The sequence below is a fragment of the Chitinophaga sp. genome, from assembly GCF_039596455.1.
Taxonomy (GTDB): Bacteria; Bacteroidota; Bacteroidia; order Chitinophagales; family Chitinophagaceae; genus Chitinophaga.
Genome location: NZ_JBCNJR010000001.1, coordinates 2,055,887 through 2,081,132, shown reverse-complemented (window position 1 = coordinate 2,081,132; position 25,246 = coordinate 2,055,887). Strand labels below are relative to the sequence as shown.

Sequence of the window (25,246 nt, the reverse complement as noted above, 5' to 3'; positions counted from 1 at the left end):
TTATTTAAAACTGAAGAGCAGGCCCACCAGGTAACGCCTGGGTAGACCGAGACCGCCGCCCACGCCGCTAAGAGAGCTGAACTGGTTGCCGCCCACATATGCGCCTTCGGGGTCAACCTGCGTAAAATACTTGCTGGTAAAAGTATGAAGGTTATCTATGCTTAGATAAATTCCCGCTCTTTCCATATAACGGTTCAGCCAATCTTCCGGGAACTGGTAATCCAGCCGGACATTACGTATTCTTAAAAAGCTGTTGTTTTCATAGAAATAGGAGTTCCTGATATCAGAAAATGGGCCCCGTTGCGCTGATATGGAGGGCATATTCGCTTCCCTGTCTCCGGGATATCGCCAGGGGTGCTGGAACGAAGCATATGCCACCCTGTTAGCTGTGCTAAAGTCAATGCCGCCATCAGCCGCCTGGAACTCCATCCGCTCAAAATTCAGCGAGCGCGTACCATACACAAATTCGGCCAGCATGCTTAATGTAAAGTTTCCATATCTCATCGTATTGGAAACGCCCCCGTTAAACTTCGGGGTTTTAGTGCCCAGCGTACGGAAATCCTTCCCATCCGGCCCCAAAGCCTCTTGTATACTACCCACCTTTTCTATGCTGACAATTTTCCCGTTCCCGTCTCTCACCGGTTTCTCAAACAAGGGCTGGCCGTTTGCCGGGTCCACGCCCGCATAGATAACCCCTTTTAATGTGTTGACGTCTTCTCCCGGATATATGTAATATGTAGCCACCGGATTATTTCCACTTCTTATCTGTGTTCCGTAACCTGCCTCCAGTGCTCCGCCATATACGCTTATAAGCCGGTTTGTATTAAAGGCGATATTCAGATGGCTGGACCAGCTGAATTTATTCCCGGATATATTCCGGGTATTCAGGTTCAGCTCCAGTCCATAGTTGCCAATTACGCCGGCATTACGGAATTGCCGGGACAGATTGCCGGTAGCTGCCGATTGAGGCACCTCCTGGATCAAATCAAAGGAACGTCTCCGGTAATAGTCCAAACTGAGCGCTATACGGTCCAACAATCCCACATCCAGCCCAACATTCAATGTACGCGTGGTTTCCCAGGCCAATCCCGGGTTACCTGTATAGAACGGGTAAACGCCGGGCGCTCCATTGTACCTGTCTCCAGAATAAAAGCCCAGTATGCTGTTCAGTCCATATATGGTTTTTGTAAGGGGCAGGTTTCCCAGCTGTGAACCGCTCGTGCCCACATTCACCTTTAGCTTCAACAAGTTAACAGCCTTCCAGGCCTGCATAAAAGGCTCCTTATTCATTAACCAGGAGGCCCCGGCCGACCAAAAGGCGGCATTGCGGTGGTGGGGGCTAAATTCCGATGAGGCGTCGTTCCGCAAAGAGGTGCTGACGAAATATCTGCTCCGGTAGCTATAAGTAAGCCCGCCAAATAAAGACAACATCCGGGACTTCCTTCTTCCGCCATGGAGATCTTCCCAGACCAGAGTGGCATTATAATAAGGGAGCAGTGGCAGCTCCCGTGTTCCAATGTTGGGCAGCATTAAATAAAAGTTATATCCGGCTGCCGGATTCACCCCTTGCAAATTCCAACCCTTCGTTTCGCTGGAAACCTGTTGATATTCCTGGCCTGCCAAAAAACGGAACCAGTGTTTTTCAGATTTCCGTTCAAGGATCAGCGTGTTCGACGTAATGAAATAATCGCTGTTATTATCGCTGCTTATCAGAAAGCCGTTATTATCCAGACCGTACTCGCTACCCATAAATGAACGTGCGTCCGCATTAAACCTGCCGGCGCCCTGCACAAGGTTGCCTGCATTACCGGATGAGATAGTGAGCCAGCTGGTGGGCCGTAACGTCAGCTTTACGTTCCCCCAGAGATTATGCTCCCGGTAACCCTTGCTATTGAACTGCCGCTCGAATAAGAAATTTGGCTGCCGCTCATCCGGGATGCCTATTGTGCCTAGCCAGGGCTTCAGTTCACCGTTTGCGTCATAAGGAGACAACCAGGATGGCATCTTATGTAAACCCGGGGGAACTACCGGCTGCGTTTCATGATCAAATATACCATTCAGCCCCACCTTGAGCGAAAACATCCTGTTAAAGTCATGATCAAGGTTCAGGCGAAGAGATATGCGTTTGAGGCCATTATCCTTCATGGTCCCCTGTTCGTCATAATGACCTGCCGCAAAGTAGTAACGGCTCCTGTCATTGCCGCCACTGGCGGATATATTGATTTCCTGTAAACGGGAACGTACATAGTAATATTTACTCCAGTCAAATGCCTGCGACATCATCTCATCAGTAGGTAATGCCTTATTCAACAGTTCCTGGAGAGAATTAACATTGAACAAATACCTCCAGTAGTCCCCGTTATCAGCCCACCCCTGTGTAAAAAGCGCTGTTCTTGCATCGTATAACTCGCGGGCATTCATCCACCTGAATTTGCCCCGGTTGGGAGAATTAAGCCCCAGCTTTGTTTCCAGGTCAATTTTTATCTTTCCCGGCTTGCCCCGCCGGGTTGTAATGTCTATAACGCCTGCCGCCGCCCTTGATCCATAGATGGCCGTAGCTGCCGCATCTTTCAGCACTACCAGCTCTTCTATATCCCCCGGGTTAACGGCGTCTTTCAGCTCCCCGTAGGGCGAGATAATGCCGTCAATTACTATCAAAGGCCCGAATACGGTGTTGGGAACTATCGGATAAGGAGCACCATTGCTGGTCGTTAACTGAACGGCCTGTGTTCCCAGCAGCGTACTCTGGCCTCTCATCAGCATTTTTCCACCTCCGCCGGCGGGGTTTGCAGACAGCTGTTCAGTGATATATAGGCCTGCTACTCTTCCCTTGACCATAGACGTTGCGTCAGCGCTGGTTACACCGCGCCTGATCTCTTCCCCCTTCAATTTTGACAGCGCACCGGTAAGTTCTTCAACACGTTTAACAGTATATCCTGTTACTATGGTAGTTTCAAGGTTTAAAATATTTTCCTCCAAAAGAATAGTTGATGATGTTTCCTGTCCGGCCATTACCTGCCGGGTTTTGTAACCAATAAGGCTGAAGCTGAGTTGATGGCCTGGGAAGGTGTGAATGCTATACTCCCCCTTTTCACCGGTAAGGCTGCCGGTACCATTGTTATGATTGCGTATGGTAACGCCTGCCAGGGGTGTTCCCATATTGTCCAGGACCCTGCCGCGAAGCAACAGGCTTGTCTCAGCCGGCACAGTTGGTGCCGGTGAAGGAAAGGGCCGATGTACGGTTACCGTCCTTCCTGCGAGGTCAAACCGCAGACGCGTCTCCTTTCCGAGAACGTCCAGCATTTCAGCCAGGGTTCGCCTTTTGGCGGGCAAGGCAACCTTTATTCCGGTCGCCATTACGGCAGGGGGGTACAAAAAAGTAACATTGTACTTCTCCCCGACCTTTAGAAAAACCTCTTCAAGGCCGGCCCCGTCAAAACCCAGCGATAACCGGCCCTGGGCGGCCGCTTGCCGGGAAAAGAACAAGGTAAGGGTAATGTACAATGACCAACATAACCATTTTTTGATCATATCCCTAAATAAGGCTGTTGTATAAGAACGCTCGGGCGCTACTGCTGTACACTGACGATCTCAAATACATCTCCCTTCCTGCTTACTTTCACATTCAATATTTCAGAAAGCGCTGTTTCCAGCTCCTGCGCCGGCGGCGCCGTTACCGCAGCGGTAATCCTGTAATGAAGCAGCGAGGGGTCTTTCACCGTTATCGTGCAATTGTAAAAATCCTCCACCTGTTGTATGGCCTGGTCAAGGGGGGTATTGGAGAAAACGAACCGCTTCTGTTTCCATGCGCTGATATGAAGAGAATCTACAGCTTTATGCAATACGGGTGGCTGGCCTGGCGTGAACTCCAGCATTTCCCCGGGTTTAAGCAGCACGGTATCATGAGATTTATTCCTGAAGCGGACAAGCACGCTTCCGTGCGCTAACATAACACTGGTAGCCGAGCGGCGCGTCTTGACATTAAAGGTGGTACCCAGTACCTCCAGGTCAAGCTCCCGCGTATGTACAATGAAACGGCGCGGAGCTTCGGCAGCACCTTCTGCAAAATGCCTAACGTTAAAATATGCTTCCCCTTCCAGCCATACCTCCCGTTTGGCGGTACGATTGAAGCTTTTGCGATAATCAAGGCTGCTATTTGCATTCAGCGTAACGGTCGACTGGTCTGCCAGTACAAACTCCTGTACTTCAGCGCTACCGGTTTGGAGGGTGAGGGTCCTGCTGTTCAGCCACCACATACCCAGGGAAAACAGTATGATTACAGACGCAGCAACAGATATCCACATTTTTACCGGAGACATACGGCGTACCACTGTTTCCGGGGTTACTGTTCCAGCAGCTTCCGCACCAGCCTGGATATTTTCCCAAATACGCTGATAGCGGGTATGATCAGGAGGTGTTTCAACAAACTTCAATTTGCTAAGCAACTGATGCGCTTCCCTCACCTCTTTCTCTTTGTGGGGATAGGTCTGTATAAACTTTTGCCAGAATTCGCTGTCCTGTGGAAGATCTTTCTTCACCCACTCCTGGAAATCCTCATCCGCAAGAAAGTCATTCAGCCCGTATCCGGCATAGGTCCCTATGGAATGATCATTTTTCATAAATCTCTCCAACTACCGTCATTCGAAGGTATTATTTTATATAATTTAAGAAAAAGACACCTGGCCGAAGCTATTTTACCCTCTGATAGCGGCAATCTTTCAAAAGAAAGTATGCCGCCCGCGCACAGGAGCAATACCAGTGTGATGATCACCATTTCCCGCAGCTTCTCGAGGCCCCTGAAAACCGTTTTATAGGTAGCTTTTACCGAAATGCCCATGATCCCGGCTATGTCGTCATAAGAAGCATCCGTATAAAAACGCAGGTACAAAGCCTCCTTTTGCCTGGCAGGTAATTGCTGCCAGGCCCTTTTTAATTTTTCGCCCGTTTCAATTGCATGCTCCGCCACGATCAATTGTGCTTCAAAGGATGGTTCGGCATCAACTACATGTTCTTCTTCCAACTCGCTATGGGCACGTTTAACTCTCTGGGACAATTTCCTGAAAAGAATATTTCTGAAGGATTTAAGCAGGTAATATTCAACAAAATCAGGCGTAGTCAGATTCTCCCGTTTTTGCCAGATGCGAATAAAAAGGTCCTGTATAGCATCATCGATCAGATCGTCTTCCCTGGTGAATCTCTGCCCATAGTTAAATATGAGATGTACATATTTCTCGTAGAAATAGGTTAACGCACTCATATTCCCCGTTTGTAATAGCCGCCATTGCCGATGATCTTCAATGTTTTGACTTTTAGGCATTAATGGTGAGTAAGTTTTTATAAAGCTAATGACTTTGACATATATAGCCAAAATTTGGGCAAGCGTAACGGGTACAACAAATCAGCCGCCCTTCCCTGGTAAACCCAGTATTATATTAAACAAATTTAACAAAAATAAAAATACAGGCGTAAAGGGGCCTTCCCGTACTACTCAAATATGCACCTGGAGATTGCAGCCCAGCAGGTAAAAGAAAGGGAATGCGAAGGCATACCGGCGGAGAACGAGCATTCAAAGTTCGTTTGAACCCGACCCAAAAACAAAAAACCCGCGCCTGGCGCGGGTCTCTTCTAAATCGTGCGGACCGGACGGGACTCGAACCCGCGACCTCCGCCGTGACAGGGCGGCATTCTAACCGACTGAACTACCGATCCTCACCACAGACAAGCCTTTCAGCCTATCTGTTGTTCCCTTTCGGGGCTGCAAATATAGAAATATTTATTTCAAATAGCCAAATTTCTACGCATAAATATTTGCCCCATATCAATACAAAATTACCGGCCAGCACCACCCATAATCAGGGGAAGGCGAATTTACCGGTGAAAACTTAATTTTTATTTTACTAATATTGGCCGTAGCTAATTCCACATTTCAGGTCAAATGAAAGACAGGCACTTCTACAGACGAAGCATAACCTTACGATAACATTCGCTTTTTAATTTTGCGTTCATCATGGAGACTAGTGTGAACCACATGCCGCCGGGCCTGATGCTCCGGTTCAAAAAGGGCGAGGAGAACGCGCTCCGGGAATTACTCGGCATCCTTGGCCCAAAAGTACTGGGATATTGTAAAAAGAAAACAGGGAACGATGAAGATGCAGAAGAGCTGGTGCTGGACATCTTCCTCAAGCTCTGGCATTTCCGGGACAAGCTGGACCCTGAGGCCAACCCGGAAATACTCATATTTACCATAGCCCGCAACCATATCATCAATTTCATGCGCAACAAGGCCGTGCGCCAGCTGGCCGCTGCCAGCCCGGCAGATGCCGCCCTGCACCAGGAAGACGGCATTCTCCGCAAGCTGGATTACAATGAACTGTACCGCCAGTACAATAATATATTGGGCAAGCTGGGTGACAAACAGCGCACAGTATTCAAAATGAGCAGGGAGGAAGGCCTCTCCCACCGCGAAATTGCAGACCGGCTCGGCATCTCCATCCGCACTGTGGAAGCCCACATTCACAGCAGCCTCAAAGTGATCAGGGCAGAGCTGAAAGACAGCTATATACTACTGGTGCTCCTTTTCCTCCGCTAAAAAAATTTAACTCCCGGCTAAGTAGTGAGGACGGTTTCCGTGTATATATGGGAAAGAAGCTTCTTACCATATGAGCCAACGCCATTCCACGCGTATCAGGGAACTATTTGAAAAGATACAGCAAAACACCGCCACACCGGAGGAACTGCGCCTTTTTCTTGAACTGACGGAAAAGGAAGACCAGCAGGAAACATTGCCTTACCAGGAGTGGGAACAGGCATCCCCTCAGCAGCTGCCTGCCCGCCTGGAACAGCGCATCCTCCGCAAGGCTGCGCCCAAACAGCCGCTGCTCCGCCGCCTGCTGCCCTACGCTGCCGCAGCCGCGGTATTGCTGGTAGCCATCCGGCTATTATGGCCAGCCTCCACGCCGCAGCCTGCCACAGACTGGATGACCGCCAGCACCGCAGATGGAGAGATCAGAACGCTCCGCCTGCCAGACAGCTCCGTAGTAACGCTCAACGCCCGCTCCAGCATCCGCTACAGTTTCTCCTCTACCGGCGCCCGCACGGTATACCTGCAAGGCCAGGCATACTTTGACGTGCGGCAGGACCAGCACCGCCCCTTTGTGGTACACAGTGGAGAACTAAGCACGCAGGTGCTCGGCACTTCATTCGATGTAAGGTCTTACCCGCGGGAAACGCCCCGCATAGCAGTGCTTACGGGTAAGGTAAAAGTGGCTGACCCGCAGGGCAAAAGCATTGTGCTGGCCCAGGGAGAGCAGGCCTCCTATAACACGGACAATGACCATTTCATCAGCGCCACGGCAGACCCGGCGCTGATGAGCAACTGGCAGCAGGGTATCATCAATATGAACAACCTGACGCTGCAGGAGGTAAGCGCCGTACTGGAAAGATGGTACAGCATCAAGGTGGTGCTGGAAACGCCCGGCATAGGAGACTATATCCTGTCCGGCACGCAGGCCAACACTTCCCTGAACAGCACCCTGGAATCTATTTGTTTCATTTTCCAACTGCAGTATACGCAGGATGGCAATACCGTTCTTATCCGCAAAAAATAACCACCTAACACGTTCAAAACAGAGTGTATGAATCCAGTTCTACAAAGAAAGCTGCGGCATCTCAGGCTGCTGCTCTTCGCTATTCCGCTGCTGGCACTTGCCATGCCCTCCCTGGCGCAAGGCACAGAAGCACAAACCGTTAGCATTTCAGTGAAAAATGCCGGGGTAACGGAAGTATTCCGCAGTATTGAAAAACAAACTACGTTCCGGTTCCTGTATGACAAATCCCTGGAGGCTGCTCCCCGCAACCTCACGCTGAACTACAAGACCATTACCGTAGAAAAGCTGCTGTCTGAAATTGGCAAACAGGCCGGGCTGCAGTTCAAAACCACCGGCAACAATATTTCGGTAACCACCCGCGGCCAGCAACCTGCCGCCACCGCCCCCGTCGGCAACGGCAAAAGGGAGATCACCGGCATTGTGCGGGACTCCACGGGCCAACCCATGGTAGGCGTTACCATTATGATAAAAGATACCCGCAACGGCACCGGTACAGACATTAACGGGCGTTATATTCTTTCCGTGGAGGATGATGCCGTGCTGGTGTTCAGCATGATCAGCTACCGCAAGCAGGAAATTCCGGTGGCCGGCCGCAGCAAGCTGGACGTGGTGATGCACGAAGCTTCTTCTGCCCTGGAAGAAGTAGTGGTAGTGGGCTTTGGGCAGCAGAGAAAAGTGAGCCTGGTAGGCGCGCAAACCACTGTTTCGCCCAAAGACCTGAAACAGCCGGTTTCCAACCTTACCAATTCGCTGGGCGGCCGCATTGCGGGGATGGTGAGCGTGCAGCGCAGCAGCGAGCTGGGTTATAACGATGCCAATATCTACATCCGCGGTATTTCCACCTTCACCAGCAGCCTCAGCGCTCCGCTGATGCTGGTAGACGGCGTGCCGCGCAATATTGCCAACCTCGATCCGGAAGATATTGAGAGTTTTTCCGTGCTGAAAGATGCTGCCGCTACCGCCGTGTACGGCGTACGGGGCGCCAATGGGGTGATACTTGTTACCACCAAGGCCGGCAAGGCGGGTAAGCCCAGCTACAACATTCGTTATACGGAAGGTGTTACAAACTTCGCCAAGCTGCCCTCTTTTGCAGACGGCGCCACTTACATGGAAATGTCTAATGAAGCGCTTACCACCCGCGGCAATGCCACGCAATACTCCGAAGAAGCCATCCAAAAAACACGTGACGGCAGCGATCCCTACCTCTACCCCAACGTAGACTGGTTCAAAGAGCTGTTCAACAAACACGGCCGTATTCGCAATGCCAACGCCAACATCAGCGGTGGTTCTGAAAGAGCCGTATATTACGTGGGACTGGGCTTTTATGACGAAATGGGATTGTATAATATTGACGAACTTGCCAAGTACAATTCTTCCATCTTCAAAAAAAGATATAACGTTACGTCTAACCTCACCCTGCAGCCATCTTCTACAACTACAGTGAAGCTGGGCATCAACGGCTATCTTGACAATATCAACCTGCCTACCACCGGTGTGAATGATATTTTTGCGGATGCCTACTTTATGACCCCGGTACAGATCCCGCTCCGCTATCCTGATGGCAAAGTAGCAGACGTACGCAGCGGCAGCCTTTCCAATCCCTGGGCCAGTCTTACACAAGTAGGCTATGCTAACCAGTGGAGAAGCCAGATCAACTCCAACCTGCGCCTTACGCAGGAACTGCCCTTCATCACCAAAGGCCTTTCCGTTACCGGCATGTTCGCTTTCGATGCTTACAATTATACCAGCAACCGCTATACTAAAACACCGGATACATGGCTGGCCATTGGCAGAGATGCAAACGGAGAGCTGATGTTTGAGCAAACCGCCATTGGTACGGAATTCCTCGCTTATACCAAGTCTAACCAGGGCGAACGTATCATCTATTCCGAACTGGCCCTCAACTACAACCGCAGTTTTGGCAAGCACGATGTAAGCGGCATGCTGCTTTACAACAAGAATGACAAGATCAATACCTATGCGGGCAACCTTGAAGAGTCTATGCCCTACCGTTTCCAGGGCCTGGCGGGGCGTGCTACTTATGCTTATAACAACCGGTACTTCCTGGAAGCCAACTTCGGATATAATGGTTCCGAAAACTTTTATCCGGACAGAAGGTATGGCTTCTTCCCTTCAGGTGGTATTGGCTGGGTGATATCCGAAGAAAACTTTTACCGTCCCATTAAGAGCATTATTCCTTTTTTCAAGGCCCGCTTCTCACACGGTATTGTGGGCAATAGCCAGATAGACGGAAGACGATTTGCGTACCTGGCCACGGTGGCTAATACGGGTACTTACACATTCGGCAAAACACCCAACACGTCCTTTACCGGCAAGGAAATAGGCGAATATTCAGTAGACGTTCAATGGGAAACTTCCCGCAAAACCAACCTGGGCTTCGACATCCGCGTGCTGAAAGAAGCCTTGTCCGTACAGGTAGACCTGTTCAAGGAATACCGCAGCGGCATCTTCCTCCGCCGCCGCTCACTGCCTGCTTACATAGGCATGATCAATGCGCCGTTCGGCAACGTGGGCATCATAGAAAACAAAGGCATAGACGTTTCCCTGACTTACAATGATATGATCGGAGACGTCTCGCTGCAGCTGATGGGCAACTTCAGCTTTAACCGCAACAAAGCGGTAGAGAACGATGACCCGGCCTGGAAATATCCCTGGCTGAACCGCAAAGGGCAGAAAGTGAACCAGCGCTTTGGTTACGTGGCACTGGGGCTATTTGAAAGCGATAAAGAAGTGGAAAACTCTCCCCGCCAGACGGGCGATGTACGTGCCGGCGATATCAAGTATAAAGACATCAACGGCGATGGCGTGATAGATTCCTATGACCAGGTGCCTATCGGTTTTGGAGACGTTCCGGAAATCATGTACGGGGCCGGCTTCACCATTGGTTACAAAGCTTTTGCGGTTTCCGCCCTTTTCCAGGGCGCGGCCAATGTAGATGTACTGCTCAGCGGAGAAGGCACTATGCCGTTCCAGCAGGGCCTTGCCCGCGGCAACCTGTTCAGCAATATTACTGACCGGTGGACGGAAGATAATCCGGACCCGAACGCATTTTATCCGCGGTTAATGGCCGGGTCACTGAACGACAACTACGCTGCCAGCACCTGGTGGGTGAAAAACTCCAACTACGTGCGCCTGAAAACACTGCAGCTCAGCTACAACCTCCCGTCTTCCTGGATGCGGCGGATGCGGCTAAAATCCACCAGCCTGTTTGTACAGGGCGTGAACCTGTTCACCATTTCTCCCTTTAAACTATGGGATGTGGAAGTAGGTAACGGGCGCGGCGCGGCTTATTCCAGCACCCGCTCTTACACCGCTGGTATTGCCGTGAATTTCTAAATCCATTATGATCTTTTAATCAGCTACTGATGAAAATAACACATTTTAGCCTGCTGCTTATTGCCGCTGTATTTATATTACCGGCCTGCAACAAGGACTTCCTGAACCAGGTGCCGGATGACCGCATTACCATAGACCAGGTGTTTGCCCGGCGCAAATACTCTGAAGAATACCTGGCCAATATCTACAATACATTGCCCAACGATGCGTACCGCAACACTTCTCCCTGGGAAGGCATGTCTGACGATGCGGACATTACCTATGACAGGCCCGGTTCCGGCTACGATACTTACCCGGCCAACCTGGGCAACTGGAGCGCCGCGTCCAACTATTTCAACTACTGGGCCAAGTACTACCAGGGCATCCGCTCCGCTACCTATTTCATGCAACGCATTGGCGAAAACGTAGAAATACTGGCGCTTCCCAATGGCGGCGACCTCATTGAACAATACAAAGCGGAAGCCCGCGCCCTGCGCGCCTATTACTACTACTGCCTGCTGCGCCAGTACGGCCCCGTTATTCTGCTGGGAGATACGCCCATTGCCGGAGACCTGGCCCCTTCCGCGGAAGAGATGCAGCTGCCGCGCAACAGCTACGATGAATGTGTGGACTACATAGTATCCGAGCTGGACATGGCCGCTCAAAACCTTCCCAAACATTTTACCGCGCAAAGCGAAACAGAATACGGCCGCGTTACACAGGCCTTCTGCAAGGCCGTAAAAAGCCAGGTAACTTTGCTGGCAGCCAGCCCGCAATTCAACGGCAATACAGACTACGCCGGCTTCAGGAATAAAGACGGCAAACAGCTCATCAGCCAGCAGTACGATGCTAATAAGTGGAAACGTGCGGCAGACGCGGCCAAAGAACTGATGACCGGTTTCGGCCTGGCGCTGTACCGTAAAAATGACGCGTCCGGCAATTTCGACCCTTATCTTTCCACCCGCGATGTGTTCCTCGACCCATGGAACACCGAAGTGATCTTTGCCCGCACTACCAATGGCCTTAGCGGATGGGAGCGTTCCATCTCTCCCCGCCTGTGCAATGGTTATGCAGCAGTTGCCGTTACCCAGCAGCTGGTAGACGAGTTTGAAATGGAAAACGGGAAAGGGATCAAAGAAGCAGGCTCCGGCTACGTGGAAACCGGTTTTTCTACGGCAGCTACCAAATACGCGCTCAAAGGCACTTACAATATGTACGTAGGCCGTGAGCCGCGTTTCTACGTGAACGTAAGCTACAATGGCAGCCCCTGGATCAATACGAGCGAAGGCACCAAGGTGATCGAAACCTTCTTTACCGGCAACACGGGAAAGAAAGGCTCGTGGGACCATCCCCGCACCGGTTACATAGCCCGCAAGAACCTGCACCCCAACAGCAACCCGCGCATCAGCCAGTACGTGGCACGGCCGTTTGTGATGATGCGTTATGCGGAGTTCCTGCTCAATTACATTGAAGCGCTCAACGAATACGAGCCCGGCAATGCAGACATCGCCAAATACCTCAACGAGATCCGCAACCGCGCCGGTTTGCCGGATGTGGCGCCGGGCCTGGGGCAGGATGACATGCGCGCAAAGATCCGCCATGAAAGAAGGGTGGAGCTCTGCCTGGAGAACCTCCGTTATTTTGACACCCGCCGCTGGAAAATTGCGGAGCAAACAGACGGCGGCCCCTTCTATGGCATGAATGTAGACGCAGGCACCAAACTGACAGACCTGGTGTTTTACCAGCGTACCGTATTTGAAAGAAGGGTGTTCTTGAAGAACTATTACCTGCAGCCCATTCCCCAGTCTGAAATAGACCGGGACCCTAACCTGGTACAAAACCCCGGTTGGTAATTATTGCAAACTGTAAACCTTACAAACCATGAAACAATATATTCTCGCTCCTCTCTGCGCCGTAGTGCTGCTCAGCAGCTGCGGCCGCAACCGGGACCTGATAAGCCATATATCAGACAGCACCGCCGTGGTGTACATGCCGCAAGCCGCCAGGCTGCCAGCAGCGTTCACTTTTGACCGCAGCGAAGCCACCGTTCAGCTCACCTATGGCGCCTGCTATGGCGGGCCGCATATGCCCAAAGGTGAGATACAGGTACAGTTCTCCACAGACCCTGCCCTGGCGGGCCATTTCAACAACGAGCACTTTACCAGCTACCCGCTGATGCCCGCAGGCAGCTATGAACTGGAACAGACCAGTGCCGTTATCCCTGCTGGCAAAGTGAACACCGCGCCTCTCAGCATCACGCTGCACCTCGACAAGCTGGACGGCGTGGGCGGCTACCTGCTGCCCGTAACCGTACAGGCCAATTCAAAGGTGAATGAAAAGCTGCGCACCACCTTCTTCCTGGTAAAAGCGCTGTACAACACCAATCCCTTCCCGGCCATAGACAGAACGGCCTGGAAAGTGACCGGCTTCTCTTCTGAAGAAAAAACCGGGGAAGGTACCGCCAATGGCCGTACCATTCATGCGCTGGACGGTAACGATGATACTTTCTGGACAACCGAATGGAAAGCCGCCAAACCCGGGCCGCCGCATCACATTGTAGTGGATATGCAGGCTGCCACCAAAATACATGGCTTTACCCTCACGGGCCGTACAGACAAGAGCACCGGCAACGTAAAGGCCACCGGCAACCCGAAAGACATCATTGTGGAAACCAGCCTGGACGGCACTACCTGGAATTACGCAGAGAATTTCACCCTGGAAAACATCAAGCTCAGCACCTTCTACCTGGCCTATTCACAGCAGGCCCGGTATTTCAGGATCACCATCAACACCAGCCAGGGAGATGTATACCTCACCAATATTGCTGAAATAAATGCTTTCTGACCCGCACATGAAAAAGTTGCTCCTGGGCGCCGCCCTGCTGCTGGCCATGGCCTGCGGCAAAAAATCCGCCCCCGCTCCTGACAACCCGGAACCACCTCCGCCGGCGCCGCAGGTGAAAGTGATGACGTTCAACATCTATGGCGCGCGCGCTTCCTCCGGTACGCCGGCAGACCTGGAAGTGCTGGCCAGGATCATCAACGATGAAAAGCCTGACCTGGTGGCCTTGCAGGAGGTAGACGTATACACCCAGCGCACCGGTAAGAACGTTCACCAGGCAAAAGACCTGGCCGCGCTTACCGGCATGGAATGGTTCTTCACCAAAGCCATAGACCAGGGCGGCGGGGAATATGGGGACGCTGTGCTGTCAAAGCTGCCTATTAAAGAGAGCAAGCGCTATGCGCTGCCCGTTGCGCCGAACGTTAGCGGAGAGTTCAGGTCTGTGGCCATGATCAGGGTAAACAAGGAAGGAAAGGATTTTTATTTCGCCTCCACCCATCTTGACCATCTGCAGCAGGAAGACAGCCGGATACTGCAGGCGCAGGAGCTGAAGAAAATAGTCACGGCGCTTGACCTGCCGGTGATCATGGGTGGTGATTTCAACGCCGTGCCGGAATCGCAGACCATCGGCATCCTGAAAAGTTTCATGAACCTGGGCTGCCTGCAGCAGTGCCCGCTTACGTTTCCTTCAGACAATCCCAACCGCACCATTGACTACATCATGACGGCGCCCACGGGGAAGTTTACGGTAACGTTCTACAATGCCATTACGGGGTATCATGCAGAGAAGAAGGTATATTCATCAGATCACAGGCCGGTAGTGGCCAATATAAAGATCAACTAGGTATTGATCCCTCATACCTGAAAGGGCTGGCCGGCAAAAACGGTCAGCCCTTATTTATGCGTGCTGCCTCCACCTCCGCCAATGTATGCAGCACAATCCTTTTTCTTTTCACTTTTTTCTTCGGCTCCCCTCCCCTGGCCCCTTTCAGCCAAATGAGCAGGCCCGTTACCGGCAGGGAAGCCGCCACCAGGCAGGCCAGCAAAGCCAGCAGCTTGGTAGGCCAGCCAAAGATCTCCCCGGTGTGTATGGGGTATACGGCCCGCCGCACCTTCATGCCCGTACTCTGGTCTTTATACAACCGCTTCTGCAGCAGGTTGCCCGTACCCTGCTCGTAATAGATGAAATCTACCACATTGGTGATACGGGCCTCGTAATTTTCCTTGGTAACGGTAACAGACACACTGTCTGACGGCGGGAACTGGATCACCATCAGCCCTTTGTAAGCCAGCTCCCGGTTGGCCTGCTGGTACACCTGCTCGTAGAAGCCGGCGGCCGGAGGCTGCTGCACCTTGTTGGCGGGCGCTTTGTAAGCTACCATAGGCTTGCCGTCAAAGAACAGGAAGATGGCGTTGTTGAACCATTTATAACTCCAGGTGAGGCCGGTGAGCGCAATCACAAAAATGAGGAGGTGCACGTAAAAGCCGCCTGCCGCATGCATGTCCCACACCACCCGCTTGAAGCTGCCGCTCCATTTGATGGTGGTACGCTGACGGAAGTATTTCCAGCGGCGGGGCCACCAAAGCACAATACCGGAGACGATCAGCGCCAGGAAAATAAGGCAGGATACGCCGGTAACGGCCTTGCCCACCTCATTGGCCAGCAGGTAGCGGTGCAGGTTGAGCATGATGCGGAAAAAACGCTTTTCATAATCCACCGCTTTAATAACGGCGCCAGTGTAAGGGTTGATGGCCAGCATCCAGGTAACGCTGCCCTCCTTGCCGAAAAACAGCGCGGTGCGGTTGGCGGCATGCGGCTCCATTTCCACACGCACCAGCTTCATGGCCGGGTTATAGCGCTCCGCTTGTTTCTTTAAACTGTCTACCGGCAGGCGTTGCGCGCCCGGTTCAACGAAGTACAGGCCAGCGCTGGCCAGGTGGTCAATTTCTTTTTCAAATACCAGTACGGCGCCGGAAAGGGTAACCACCAGCACAACAAGGCCGGAGACAAGCCCCAGCCACAGATGCAATTGCCGTATGATCTTTTTTGCGGTCATCAGAATGTGTATGCTACAGACGTCAGCCAGTTACGCGGCGCGCCGGGGAAGAGGCGCAGGTAATCATACCCGCCCACCCAGTACGTTTTGTTCAGCACGTTGTTCAGGTTGAACTGTATCTGGAACTTGTCTACCCTGTAATATACGGCGGCATTTAATATTTCGTACGCAGGCAGCGTCTGGTCTACATTGGAGTCCATAAACCGCTGTGTTACAAAATTGCCGCCGGCGCCGAAGCCGATGCCGCGCAGCACGCCGGCGGATATAGTGTACTTCGTCCAGAAGGAACCCTGGTGCTGCGGTGCGCCGGGGCTCTGCCGGCCTATCTCTTTGGGTTTGGTGCTGGCTTTGATGGGCATATCGTTATAGGCGTATGCCAGGGTCACGAACCAGTCTGGCGTAAGCTGGCCTTTCACGTCCAGCTCCACACCTTTGGATTCCACATCTATTGCGCGCAGCAAATCCGGCTGCCCCTGTGCCTGGGCGTTGATCAGCATGTTTTTCTGGTAAATGCGGTACACGGCCAAGGTGGCGGACAACCGGTTCTGGAAAAAATCTCCCTTGGCGCCCACTTCTACCAGGTTGCTCTTCACGGGGTCAAACGGGCCGCCGGCGTTCGGGTTGGTGAGGCTTACGGAGGTTTGCGGGTTGTACCCTTTGGAATAGGTGGCGTACAGGTTGATGTCTTTCGTAACGGCGTATACGAGGCCCAGCCTGGGAATAATAGCGTCTTGCTTCACCACTTCCTGTGTGGGCTTCTGGTAATCTTTCCAGTCGCGGTAGGCGTCATACCGCAGGCCCAGCAGGGCCTGGAAGCGGCCTATTTTGATCTGGTCCTGCACGTAAATGCCGTGCGCGTTGTACAGCGTAGGGTCATAAGCGGCTTTAACAAAAAAGTACTTGCTCATATCATACAACTGGTACGGGCTGGCGGCGGTGAGGTCAAAGTGCGGAACATTGGGTACGGGGCGTTTGATGCCGTTGACCGTCTCGTACAGGAAGCGGCCCGGTTGTGCGGCATTGTAACTGCCCGCGGCCGTATTGGCATTATTGCGGTAACCGCTGGCCGTAAGCTGTGAAGCGCCCCAGGGCGTTTTGGACTGCGCAAAATCATACCCTGCCAGCAGCTTGTGGTTCAGCGGGCCGGTGTTCACGTCAAAAGTAAAGTAGGTGGAAATATTGTCCGAGAACATGCGGCGCCTGCGGTCAAACACCTGCATTTCCACCAGCGTGGGGATGTTATTGCCTGCGCTGTCTTTCGCGTAGGTGTTGGAGCTGCGGTGCTCCAGCAGGTCTTCATCCCAGGCGGTGCGCAGGTAAGCAATATTGAAATGTATCCGCTCCGAAAACTTATGGATGAGGGAGGCCGTGATCATGAGATTGTCCTCATTCAGCCGGTCGTTAACCGCGTTGAGGCTTTTGGAGACGGGAGTAGAATAGATATCGTTATTGCCGAACACAGCTTGTCCCCTGTCAAGGCGGCTCATGCTCCGGTTGTACACCACGTCAAAGTTTACCTGGGTTTTATCTGTAGGGATGAAAGAAATGGAGGGGGCCACAATGAAATTCTTGTCGAATTGCAGGTCACGGAAACTCTGGGCATTCTCGTAGCCCAGGTTGAGGCGGTACAGCAGCGTTCTGGACTCATTCAGCGGGCCGGTAAAATCTGCCTGGGTGCGGAAGGTGTTGAAGCTGCCGGTGGTGAAGCTGATGCTCTGGCGTTTTTCCCGCAACGGCTTTTTGGTAACGCGGTTGATGATGCCGCCGGGAGAGCTGTTGCCGAAGAGCGCCGCTGCCGGGCCTTTGATCACCTCCACCCGCTCCAGGTAATTGGTAAGCGGTTGTTTCCAGAAACCGGTGATGGTGCGCAGGCCGTTGAGCAGCTGAACGGAGGAGTTGTTTTGCGTGCGGAACCCGCGGATGGTAAAGTCATCATACGCCGTGTACTGGTTCACCCCGCTCATGTACTTCACTACATCTCCCACGCGCATGGCCTGCTGGTCATACATCAGCTCTTTGGTAACATAGCTGATAGACTGGGGCACGTCTTTCAAGGCGGTGGCCGTTTTGGTGCCTACAAAAGAATTGGTGTTCTTGTAACCGGATTCCTTGCGGCCGGTGATCTCTACAGATTGCAATTGCTCCGCAGAAGAGCTGAGCACCACATCCACCACCCGGGTCTCCCCCGCCTTCAGGTCTATGCTGCGGGCCGTGGGCTCGTACCCTACAAAGGTGAAGCGAAGGGTATATTTACCGGGCTCCACGTTGCTGAAGGAAAAGCGGCCTTCGGCGTCTGTTACGGTATTTTTCCCTTTTCCCAGCATGATGCTCACGCCGGGTACGAGGTTGTTTTCCTGGTCTCTCACCGTGCCTTTAACAGATTGGCCATAGGAGCCGGTTGCCAAAAGCAGCAATAAGACTATCGTAAATATTCGCATGAGGAGGCTATTTTGGTCGATTCAGGCTGCAAAGTTCCGGAACCGGGCGGGGCAGGGTGTGTCAAAAGCGGAGTTTCATTTACGCAAAACGGAATTTTTTACCCGGAAGGGCACAGAAAAGGCTGACCCAAAAGGGATTGGGATGGAGCGCCTGTTGAGCGTACTTCCGTTCCCAAACCACTTTCCGGTCAGCCTCTCTGGTATCCGTTTAACCTAAAAGCGGTGCCAGCCCAGGAAAAGCACGGGCAACCCCGACAGCGGGCCGCCCATGCTATATTGATAATTCAAACAAATCCATCCTGTGTTAAAAAGAGCCGGTCTGTTGTATATGATAGGATATGAGCACGATTTTGTTGGCCGGTTCAGCCGGGAGGGCAGACTCATAACGTAAAATTCTACTATGAAACCGTGCCGGCAAGTTCCGTCACTAAAAACCAAATACAGGGTATTTTTGTATCTTTTTATAGCACAATTGTACCCGCTCCTGTCCGGAGTGGCAAAATAGCCTTAAATTGTTACCGTCATGAAACGGAGGAACGAGCTGGATAAAATAGACCTTACCCACCCGAAGCAGCTGCAGACGCTGGTGGAGAACCGCCGTGTGTTCAGTCTTGACAATTGCGAGCTGAACGTATATGAAAGCTACCAGCAGGCTTACCACATCCCCCTTACTTTTAATGACCTGGTGATCACCAGCATGGTGCGGGGCAAAAAGGTGATGCACCTGTTCGACAAACCGTCTTTTGACTACCTGCCCGGAGAAACGGTGATAGTACCGGCCAATGAAACCATGATCATAGACTTCCCGGAGGCGGCGCTGCAAGCGCCCACCCAGTGCGTGGCGCTGGCGGTAGACGCGGGGTATATTCACGAAACGGTAGATTATCTCAACAATTATTACAATGCCGCAGACGAGCGGCACCAATGGAAGCTGCAGTTCAACCAATATCATTTTGAGAACGATACGGAGGTGAGCGCGCTCATCAACAAGCTGATCCGCATTTGCAGCAGCGGCAATGGGGACAAGAATATTTTTGCGGACCTGAACCTGAAGGAGCTGCTCATCCGCCTCCTGCAAAGCCAACAGCTGCAACAGGTAGCGCAGGAAGCCGCCCTTTCCGGCAGCAACCGGAGCCGTCACCATTTTGTACTGCAATACATTCATGAGCACCTGACGGAAAAGATAGCAGTAGACGCCCTGAGCCGGAAGGCCTACCTGAGCCGCAACATGTTCTTCAAATGGTTCCGCGACCAGTTTGGCATCACCCCGCTGGACTACATCAACCGCGAGCGGGTGAACATGGCCAAAAAACTGCTGGCCATACCCGGCAACAGTGTTAACAAGGTCAGCGCGGAATGCGGCTTTACCGATGCCAATTATTTTATCAGGATCTTTAAAAAGATGGAAGGCATCACACCAAAGGCCTACCAGATGATCAGTACAAGATAACATCCCTGTTAGTTATTACTCCGCTATGATACACGGGAAGAAAGGCCTTCCTGTATTTTGTGTATATTTAAATCCCGCTGTACCAGGTCAAACAAGGGGCTTAAAAAATGAATACGCATGGGGGCGCCACGTAAAGCAACGGTGAAATTGAACGTGACGGCAGCAGAAACGCTGTTCAGGGAGTATTATGCCCGTTTGTGCCACTACGCCTTCCAGTTCACGGCAGATGCGGAGCTGGCGCGGGACATTGCGCAGGAATCTTTTGTAAGCTACCTGGCCCGGCAGGCGGAGGTTTCCACTCACCCCTCCGCTGTCCGTAACTTCCTGTACAGCTCTGTACGCAACGCCTGCCTCAATACCCTCCGCCACAACAAGGTGATAGAAAAGTTTGTGCAGGAGCAGGCCGCCGGGGCGCCTGAAACAGAAACCGCCGCTATTAACGCCATCATCCGCACGGAGGTGCTGGCCGCCATACACCAGGCGCTGGAAAGCCTGCCGGAAGAATGCGGCCGCATTGTTCGCATGGGGTATATTGACGGCCTGAAAAACCAGGAGATAGCCAGGATGCTCAATATCAGCGTAAACACCGTCAAAACCCAGAAGCGGCGCGGCCTGCAACTGCTCCGGCTGCGGCTGCCGCCGGAAACATATATGCTGGTGGCATATGTACTGATGAGCTGACTGCCGGGTCCCGAAATTTTTTTTATTCGTTTGTCACCCTTTTCACCCCGCTGCGTTTCTTAATACCCGATATGGAACAGCAGCAATTACCGTACAACATTGCGGAACTGATATTCAAACACTTCAGGGAAGGTTTGCACCCGGATGAACAGGCCCGGCTAAATACCTGGCTGGCAGCCGATGCAAAGAACCGCGCCCTGTTTGAGTCTTTCAGCAACCCGGCCATCCTCGAAAAGGAGATGGCGTTTTTTGACCGGCTTGATATGGCGGCCGACTGGGAAGCCGTGGCCGTGCGCGCCGGGTATGATACCAGCCGCAGCGCCCGTCCACGCCGCCGCCTGCTGTACTGGTCTGCCGCTGCCAGCATCCTCCTGGCCGCAGGCACCTTCCTGCTCTGGCCCAACCGGCCGGCCACTGCCCCCGCCCAACTGGCCTCCGCTGCTCCCGCTGCCAGCCCTCAGCCCGGTGGCAATAAAGCCATGCTGCAGCTTTCCAACGGCCAAACCGTAAGCCTCGGCCAGCTGGCGGGAGATACCGTGCTCAGCGAAGGCGGTTCCCGCATCAGCGGACAAAGCGGACAACTGGTGTACGATGAGGCTGCGGCCAGTGAAGCCGTTACCTACAATACCCTCACTACGCCCAGGGGCGGCCAGTTCAGGCTCACGCTGGCAGACGGCACGCAGGTATGGCTCAATGCCTCCTCCTCCATCCGCTTCCCTACCCGTTTTACGGCCAAAGACCGCACCGTGGAACTGACCGGCGAAGGATATTTTGAAGTGGCCAAAGACCATAAGCCGTTTTACGTGTCCATAAACGGAATGAAAGTAGTGGTATTGGGCACCCGCTTCAACGTGATGGGATACAACGGGATTACCAGGACCACCCTCACCGAAGGCGCCGTGAAAATACAGCTCGCCGGTGACCGCAGCTGGAACCTGAAGCCGGGCCAGCAAGCCCTAGTAGCCACAGGCAATGACGTAACAATAATGCCGGCAGATATTGACAAGGCGCTGGCCTGGAAAAACGGGCTCTTTTATTTTAAAGATGATGCCATGGCAGACATCATTGCGCAACTGGCAAGGTGGTACGATGTGGAGGTTAGCGTAAAAGGCCCCATGCCCACCCGCCTGTTTTCGGGCAACATCCGCCGGCAGGCCTCCCTGGCGCAGGTGCTTGACATGCTGGGTTACGTGAGCGGCGCCAAAAGTGCTGTAGAAGGCCGTACCGTCACTATTCAATTTTAACGATCAACCATACTATTCAATCGCTTTTAATCTAAAAAACCGATGATGAACAAACTGACATTCGCAAAGCGGGCCGTAATGATCGGCTCCTGCCTGCTGCTGGTCATCTGCCTGCGGGTTTCCGCGGCGGCACAGCAGCAGATCTCCTTATCTATGCGCAATGCTACGCTTGAACAGGTGTTCAGCGCCATCAGGCAGCAAACAGGTTATTACTTCCTGTACAGCAACGATGTTGTGAAAAAAGCAGGAAAGGTGAACATTGATGTAAAAGACGCCGCCATAGACAAGGTATTGAAAATATGCCTGGCCGGCCGGCAGCTGACGTACAAGATCATTGACCAGACCATCACCATCCAGGAAAAAGCGCCGGAGCCGGCTCCCGTTAATAAGCCTGCGGCAGACACGGTGATCACCGGCAAGGTGACTGACGAAAAGAATAACCCCTTGCCGGGCGTTACCATTGCGGTAGAAGGCTCATCCCAAGGCGCCATCACCAATGCTGACGGCAGCTTCTCCCTGCGCCTGCCCTCCGGGGCCCGCGCGCTGGTGTTTTCCTTCATGGGGTTTACGCAACAGCGGGTGGAACTGACCGGCGCCACCAACCTGCAGATAAAGCTGGCGGAAAGTACCAAGGCCCTCTCCGAAGTGGTAGTAACGGCACTTGGCATTAAACGGGATAAAAAAGCGCTCGGCTATACTGTGGCCGAACTGAAAGGCGCAGAGCTGTCCCAGGGCAAGGAGGCCAACGTGGCCAACGCCCTTTCCGGTAAAGTGGCCGGCGTACAGGTGAGCCGTGCCGCATCCGGCGCCGGCGGGTCTTCCAAAATAGTGATTCGCGGCAATAACTCCCTGCAGGGCAACAGCCAGCCCCTGTACGTGGTAGACGGCATTCCGCTGGACAACCAGAACCTGAAGCCCGCCAGCGCCACCGGCGGTATAGATTACGGCGACGGTATTTCCAACATCAACCCGGAAGATATTGAAAGCATCTCCCTGCTGAAAGGCCCCAACGCCGCAGCCCTCTACGGCCAGCGGGGCAGCAACGGCGTGGTGCTCATCACCACCAAAACCGGCTCGGCCGGCAAAGGCCTGGGCGTACGCTTCAGCTCAGACTATTCCATCGGCAACGCCCTGGTAACACCGGATTTCCAGAACGAATACGGCCAGGGCCTCAATGGCGACTTCACCCACTTCCGCGCCACCGATGGTAAAGTATACACCATGGCGGAAGCCAAAACACTGGGCCTGCAGGGCATGCCCAAAATGAGCGCCGGGCGTGACAGGATCATGCGCAGCAGCTGGGGCGCCAAAATGGAAGGGCAGGAGTATGAAGACCAATGGGGCAACGTATTGAGGATGACGCCGCAACCCAACACCTACAAGGAGTTTTTCAATACCGAGAAACAGTTTATCAACAACATCAGCGTAGACGGCGGCAATGAGAAGATCAACTATCGTTTCTCCTACTCCAACACCCATGTGAATGGCTACGTGCCCACCAATACACTTGACCGTAATACTTTCAACCTGCGCACGCAGGCCAGCATTACGCCCAAGCTGCAGCTGGACGCCAAGATCAACTACATTGCGCAGAAAGGGAAAAACCGTCCCACCCTTTCCGATGCATCAGACAACCCGGCCTACCTCTTCATCAGCCAGCCCCGGAGCATGCCCATGCACACCCTGGCCGACTATACCTGGACGGCGGAAGACGTGGCCAAACAGTTCGGCTACAGCGGCGTATTCCCCGGCCTGGAAAAAACATACGCCACCAACAGCTCTACCGCCAATCCATACTGGACCATCTACAACACGCATAACGAAGACAACCGTGACCGTGTGATAGGCATGCTGCGCCTTTCTTACGATTTCACCAACTGGCTCAAACTGACGGCCCGCGGCGGTACTGATTTCTATACAGACCAGCGCCAGCGCTACCGCCAGATAGGCACCTACCAGAGCCGGAACAGGAACGGGGATATTGAAGAGCAGGTAACCCGCGTGCGGGAAGATAACTACGACCTGTTACTGAGCAGCAACCTGAAGCTCTCCGAAGACATCGGCCTCGGCCTCAACCTGGGCGGCAGCCACCAGAAACGGTTCATGCGCCTCACGGGCAACACCGGGCAGGAGTTCATCGTTCCCAAACTGTATGTGATCAACAACACGCTCACCAACAGCTACCTGTTTGACCTGCAGGAGTCGCAGATCAACTCCGCCTATGCTTCCGGCCAGTTCAGCTTCCGCGAGTTCTGGTTTGTAGATTTCTCCGCACGGAACGACTGGTCTTCCACCCTTTCACCGGAAAACAACTCGTTCTTCTACCCGTCTGTCAGCACCAGCGTGATACTCACAGACGCGTTAAAAATACAGAGCAACACCCTCAGCTTCCTCAAAGTGCGCGCTTCATGGGCGCAGGCCGGCAGCAGCGGTAACCCTTACCAGCTCACCGGCACCTACAGCCTTGACCAGTTTACGCACGGCGGCCAGCCCATGGCTTCTTTCTCTTCCATCATCCCTGACCCTAACCTGAAGAACGAGCTGACCACCTCCACAGAGTTCGGGGCGGATGTGCGTGTGCTGAACAACAGGCTGGGCGCCAGCTTCACCTGGTACAACGCATCCACCAAAAACCAGATACTGGACGTGCCCCTGCCGCTTTCCAGCCTGTTCGAATACCGCCGCGTGAATGCCGGCGAGATCCGTAACCGGGGCATCGAATTGTCTTTGAACGGCACACCGCTCAAACTGGCAAACGGCTTCACCTGGGAAAGCTCTTTTAACTTTGCACGTAACCGCAACATGGTAGTATCCCTGGCAGACGGCGTAGATGCCTTTGTACTGGGCTCAGACCGCGGCGTAATTGTAAAGGCGGAGCCCGGCAAACCCTTTGGCGTAATAGTGAGCAATGGCTTTGCATGGCTGAAAGACGATCAGGGCAGAAGGCTCATCGATCCCAACACCGGCCTGCCCCTGCGCACCAGCGGCCGCGTGCAGGAAGAACTGGGCAACGCCATGCCCGACTGGACAGGCGGCTTCTTCAACAGCTTCCGTTACAAGGGTTTCCAGCTCACCGGTTTGATAGACATCCGCCAGGGCGGCATGGTATACTCCCAAAGCAACCGCGAAGAGCTGATCTACGGCACCACCAAAAAAACGCTCCCCGGGCGTGACGGCAGCTACGTAGCCTCCGGCGTGGTAGCACAGCAGAAGGCAGACGGCAGCTGGGAAGGCACCGGCCAGGCCAATACCAAACCCGTATTTGCGCAAGACTACTGGAATGTAGTGGCCAGCGATAAGGAAAGCGTAGTGTCTGAAGAAATGCTCAACGACGCCAGCTACATTGCCATGCGGGAAATAAGCCTGAGCTATCAGCTCCCGTCAAAGATGCTGAACGGCAAGTTCATCAAACGCGCGGGCATAGGCCTGTACGGCAGGAACCTCTTTTACTTCCAGCGTAAAACAGACGGCATCTCCCCTGAAGCATCGTCCTTTAACGTGAACAATTCCTCCCTGGGCCTGGAGTCTACCTCCCTGCCCATGATGCGGAATTTTGGCATTAACCTGAACCTGGAGTTTTAAGCTGTAAAAA

15 protein-coding genes and 1 tRNA gene are annotated in these 25,246 nt (G+C 53.2%); 10 read left to right on the top strand and 6 right to left on the bottom strand.

The annotated features are described in order from the left end of the window. The 4 genes from ABDW36_RS08460 to ABDW36_RS08445 all read right to left on the bottom strand — a co-directional run bounded on the left by ABDW36_RS08460 (position 1) and on the right by ABDW36_RS08445 (position 5,709). Entirely contained in the window at positions 1-3,531 is a 3,531-nt protein-coding gene (locus ABDW36_RS08460) for a SusC/RagA family TonB-linked outer membrane protein (protein WP_343701448.1), read from the bottom strand. A gap of 38 nt (positions 3,532-3,569) precedes the next feature. Then, positions 3,570-4,619 (bottom strand): FecR domain-containing protein, encoded by a 1,050-nt coding sequence (locus ABDW36_RS08455; protein WP_343701447.1) that lies wholly within the window; start codon positions 4,617-4,619, stop codon positions 3,570-3,572. After that, the gene (locus ABDW36_RS08450; RefSeq protein ID WP_343701446.1) at positions 4,616-5,317 is read right to left on the bottom strand and encodes a sigma-70 family RNA polymerase sigma factor; all 702 of its coding nucleotides are present in this window, start codon (positions 5,315-5,317) and stop codon (positions 4,616-4,618) included. The genes ABDW36_RS08455 and ABDW36_RS08450 overlap by 4 nt, the downstream gene beginning before the upstream one ends. A 318-nt stretch (positions 5,318-5,635) precedes the next feature. Beyond that, positions 5,636-5,709: transfer RNA gene (locus tag ABDW36_RS08445), tRNA-Asp, on the bottom strand. A gap of 298 nt (positions 5,710-6,007) precedes the next feature. Between ABDW36_RS08445 and ABDW36_RS08440 the strand changes: the two genes are divergently transcribed. The 6 genes from ABDW36_RS08440 to ABDW36_RS08415 all read left to right on the top strand — a co-directional run bounded on the left by ABDW36_RS08440 (position 6,008) and on the right by ABDW36_RS08415 (position 14,628). Next, complete coding sequence (locus ABDW36_RS08440) at positions 6,008-6,589, top strand: RNA polymerase sigma-70 factor (protein ID WP_343701445.1); 582 nt, start codon at positions 6,008-6,010, stop codon at positions 6,587-6,589. 70 nt (positions 6,590-6,659) lie between these two features. Next, positions 6,660-7,607, top strand: a complete 948-nt coding sequence (locus tag ABDW36_RS08435) for a FecR domain-containing protein (protein WP_343701444.1) — start codon at positions 6,660-6,662, stop codon at positions 7,605-7,607. Between the two features lie 27 nt (positions 7,608-7,634). Beyond that, complete coding sequence (locus ABDW36_RS08430) at positions 7,635-10,964, top strand: TonB-dependent receptor (RefSeq protein WP_343701443.1); 3,330 nt, start codon at positions 7,635-7,637, stop codon at positions 10,962-10,964. Between the two features lie 29 nt (positions 10,965-10,993). After that, positions 10,994-12,796, top strand: a complete 1,803-nt coding sequence (locus ABDW36_RS08425; RefSeq protein ID WP_343701442.1) for a RagB/SusD family nutrient uptake outer membrane protein — start codon at positions 10,994-10,996, stop codon at positions 12,794-12,796. Positions 12,797-12,824: 28 nt separating this feature from the next. Continuing rightward, positions 12,825-13,787: a DUF1735 domain-containing protein gene (locus ABDW36_RS08420; RefSeq protein ID WP_343701441.1), complete on the top strand. Its 963-nt coding sequence runs from the start codon at positions 12,825-12,827 to the stop codon at positions 13,785-13,787. A 7-nt stretch (positions 13,788-13,794) separates the two neighbouring features. Next, the gene (locus ABDW36_RS08415) at positions 13,795-14,628 is read left to right on the top strand and encodes an endonuclease/exonuclease/phosphatase family protein (RefSeq protein WP_343701440.1); all 834 of its coding nucleotides are present in this window, start codon (positions 13,795-13,797) and stop codon (positions 14,626-14,628) included. 43 nt (positions 14,629-14,671) lie between these two features. Here ABDW36_RS08415 and ABDW36_RS08410 read toward each other — a convergent pair whose 3' ends face one another. Both ABDW36_RS08410 and ABDW36_RS08405 read right to left on the bottom strand, forming a co-directional pair. Then, positions 14,672-15,841, bottom strand: coding sequence for a PepSY-associated TM helix domain-containing protein (locus tag ABDW36_RS08410; protein WP_343701439.1), 1,170 nt, complete (start codon positions 15,839-15,841; stop codon positions 14,672-14,674). After that, entirely contained in the window at positions 15,841-18,279 is a 2,439-nt protein-coding gene (locus tag ABDW36_RS08405) for a TonB-dependent receptor (RefSeq protein ID WP_343701438.1), read from the bottom strand. The genes ABDW36_RS08410 and ABDW36_RS08405 overlap by 1 nt, the downstream gene beginning before the upstream one ends. Positions 18,280-18,802: 523 nt before the next feature. Between ABDW36_RS08405 and ABDW36_RS08400 the strand changes: the two genes are divergently transcribed. The 4 genes from ABDW36_RS08400 to ABDW36_RS08385 all read left to right on the top strand — a co-directional run bounded on the left by ABDW36_RS08400 (position 18,803) and on the right by ABDW36_RS08385 (position 25,236). Next, the gene (locus ABDW36_RS08400) at positions 18,803-19,729 is read left to right on the top strand and encodes an AraC family transcriptional regulator (RefSeq protein WP_343701437.1); all 927 of its coding nucleotides are present in this window, start codon (positions 18,803-18,805) and stop codon (positions 19,727-19,729) included. 117 nt (positions 19,730-19,846) lie between these two features. Continuing rightward, positions 19,847-20,410 carry an RNA polymerase sigma-70 factor gene (locus ABDW36_RS08395; RefSeq protein WP_343701436.1) on the top strand — a complete coding sequence of 188 codons (564 nt, stop codon included), beginning with the start codon at positions 19,847-19,849 and terminating at the stop codon, positions 20,408-20,410. Between the two features lie 71 nt (positions 20,411-20,481). Then, complete coding sequence (locus ABDW36_RS08390) at positions 20,482-21,654, top strand: FecR domain-containing protein (RefSeq protein WP_343701435.1); 1,173 nt, start codon at positions 20,482-20,484, stop codon at positions 21,652-21,654. Between the two features lie 45 nt (positions 21,655-21,699). Beyond that, the gene (locus ABDW36_RS08385) at positions 21,700-25,236 is read left to right on the top strand and encodes a SusC/RagA family TonB-linked outer membrane protein (protein WP_343701434.1); all 3,537 of its coding nucleotides are present in this window, start codon (positions 21,700-21,702) and stop codon (positions 25,234-25,236) included. Positions 25,237-25,246: the final 10 nt, after the last annotated feature.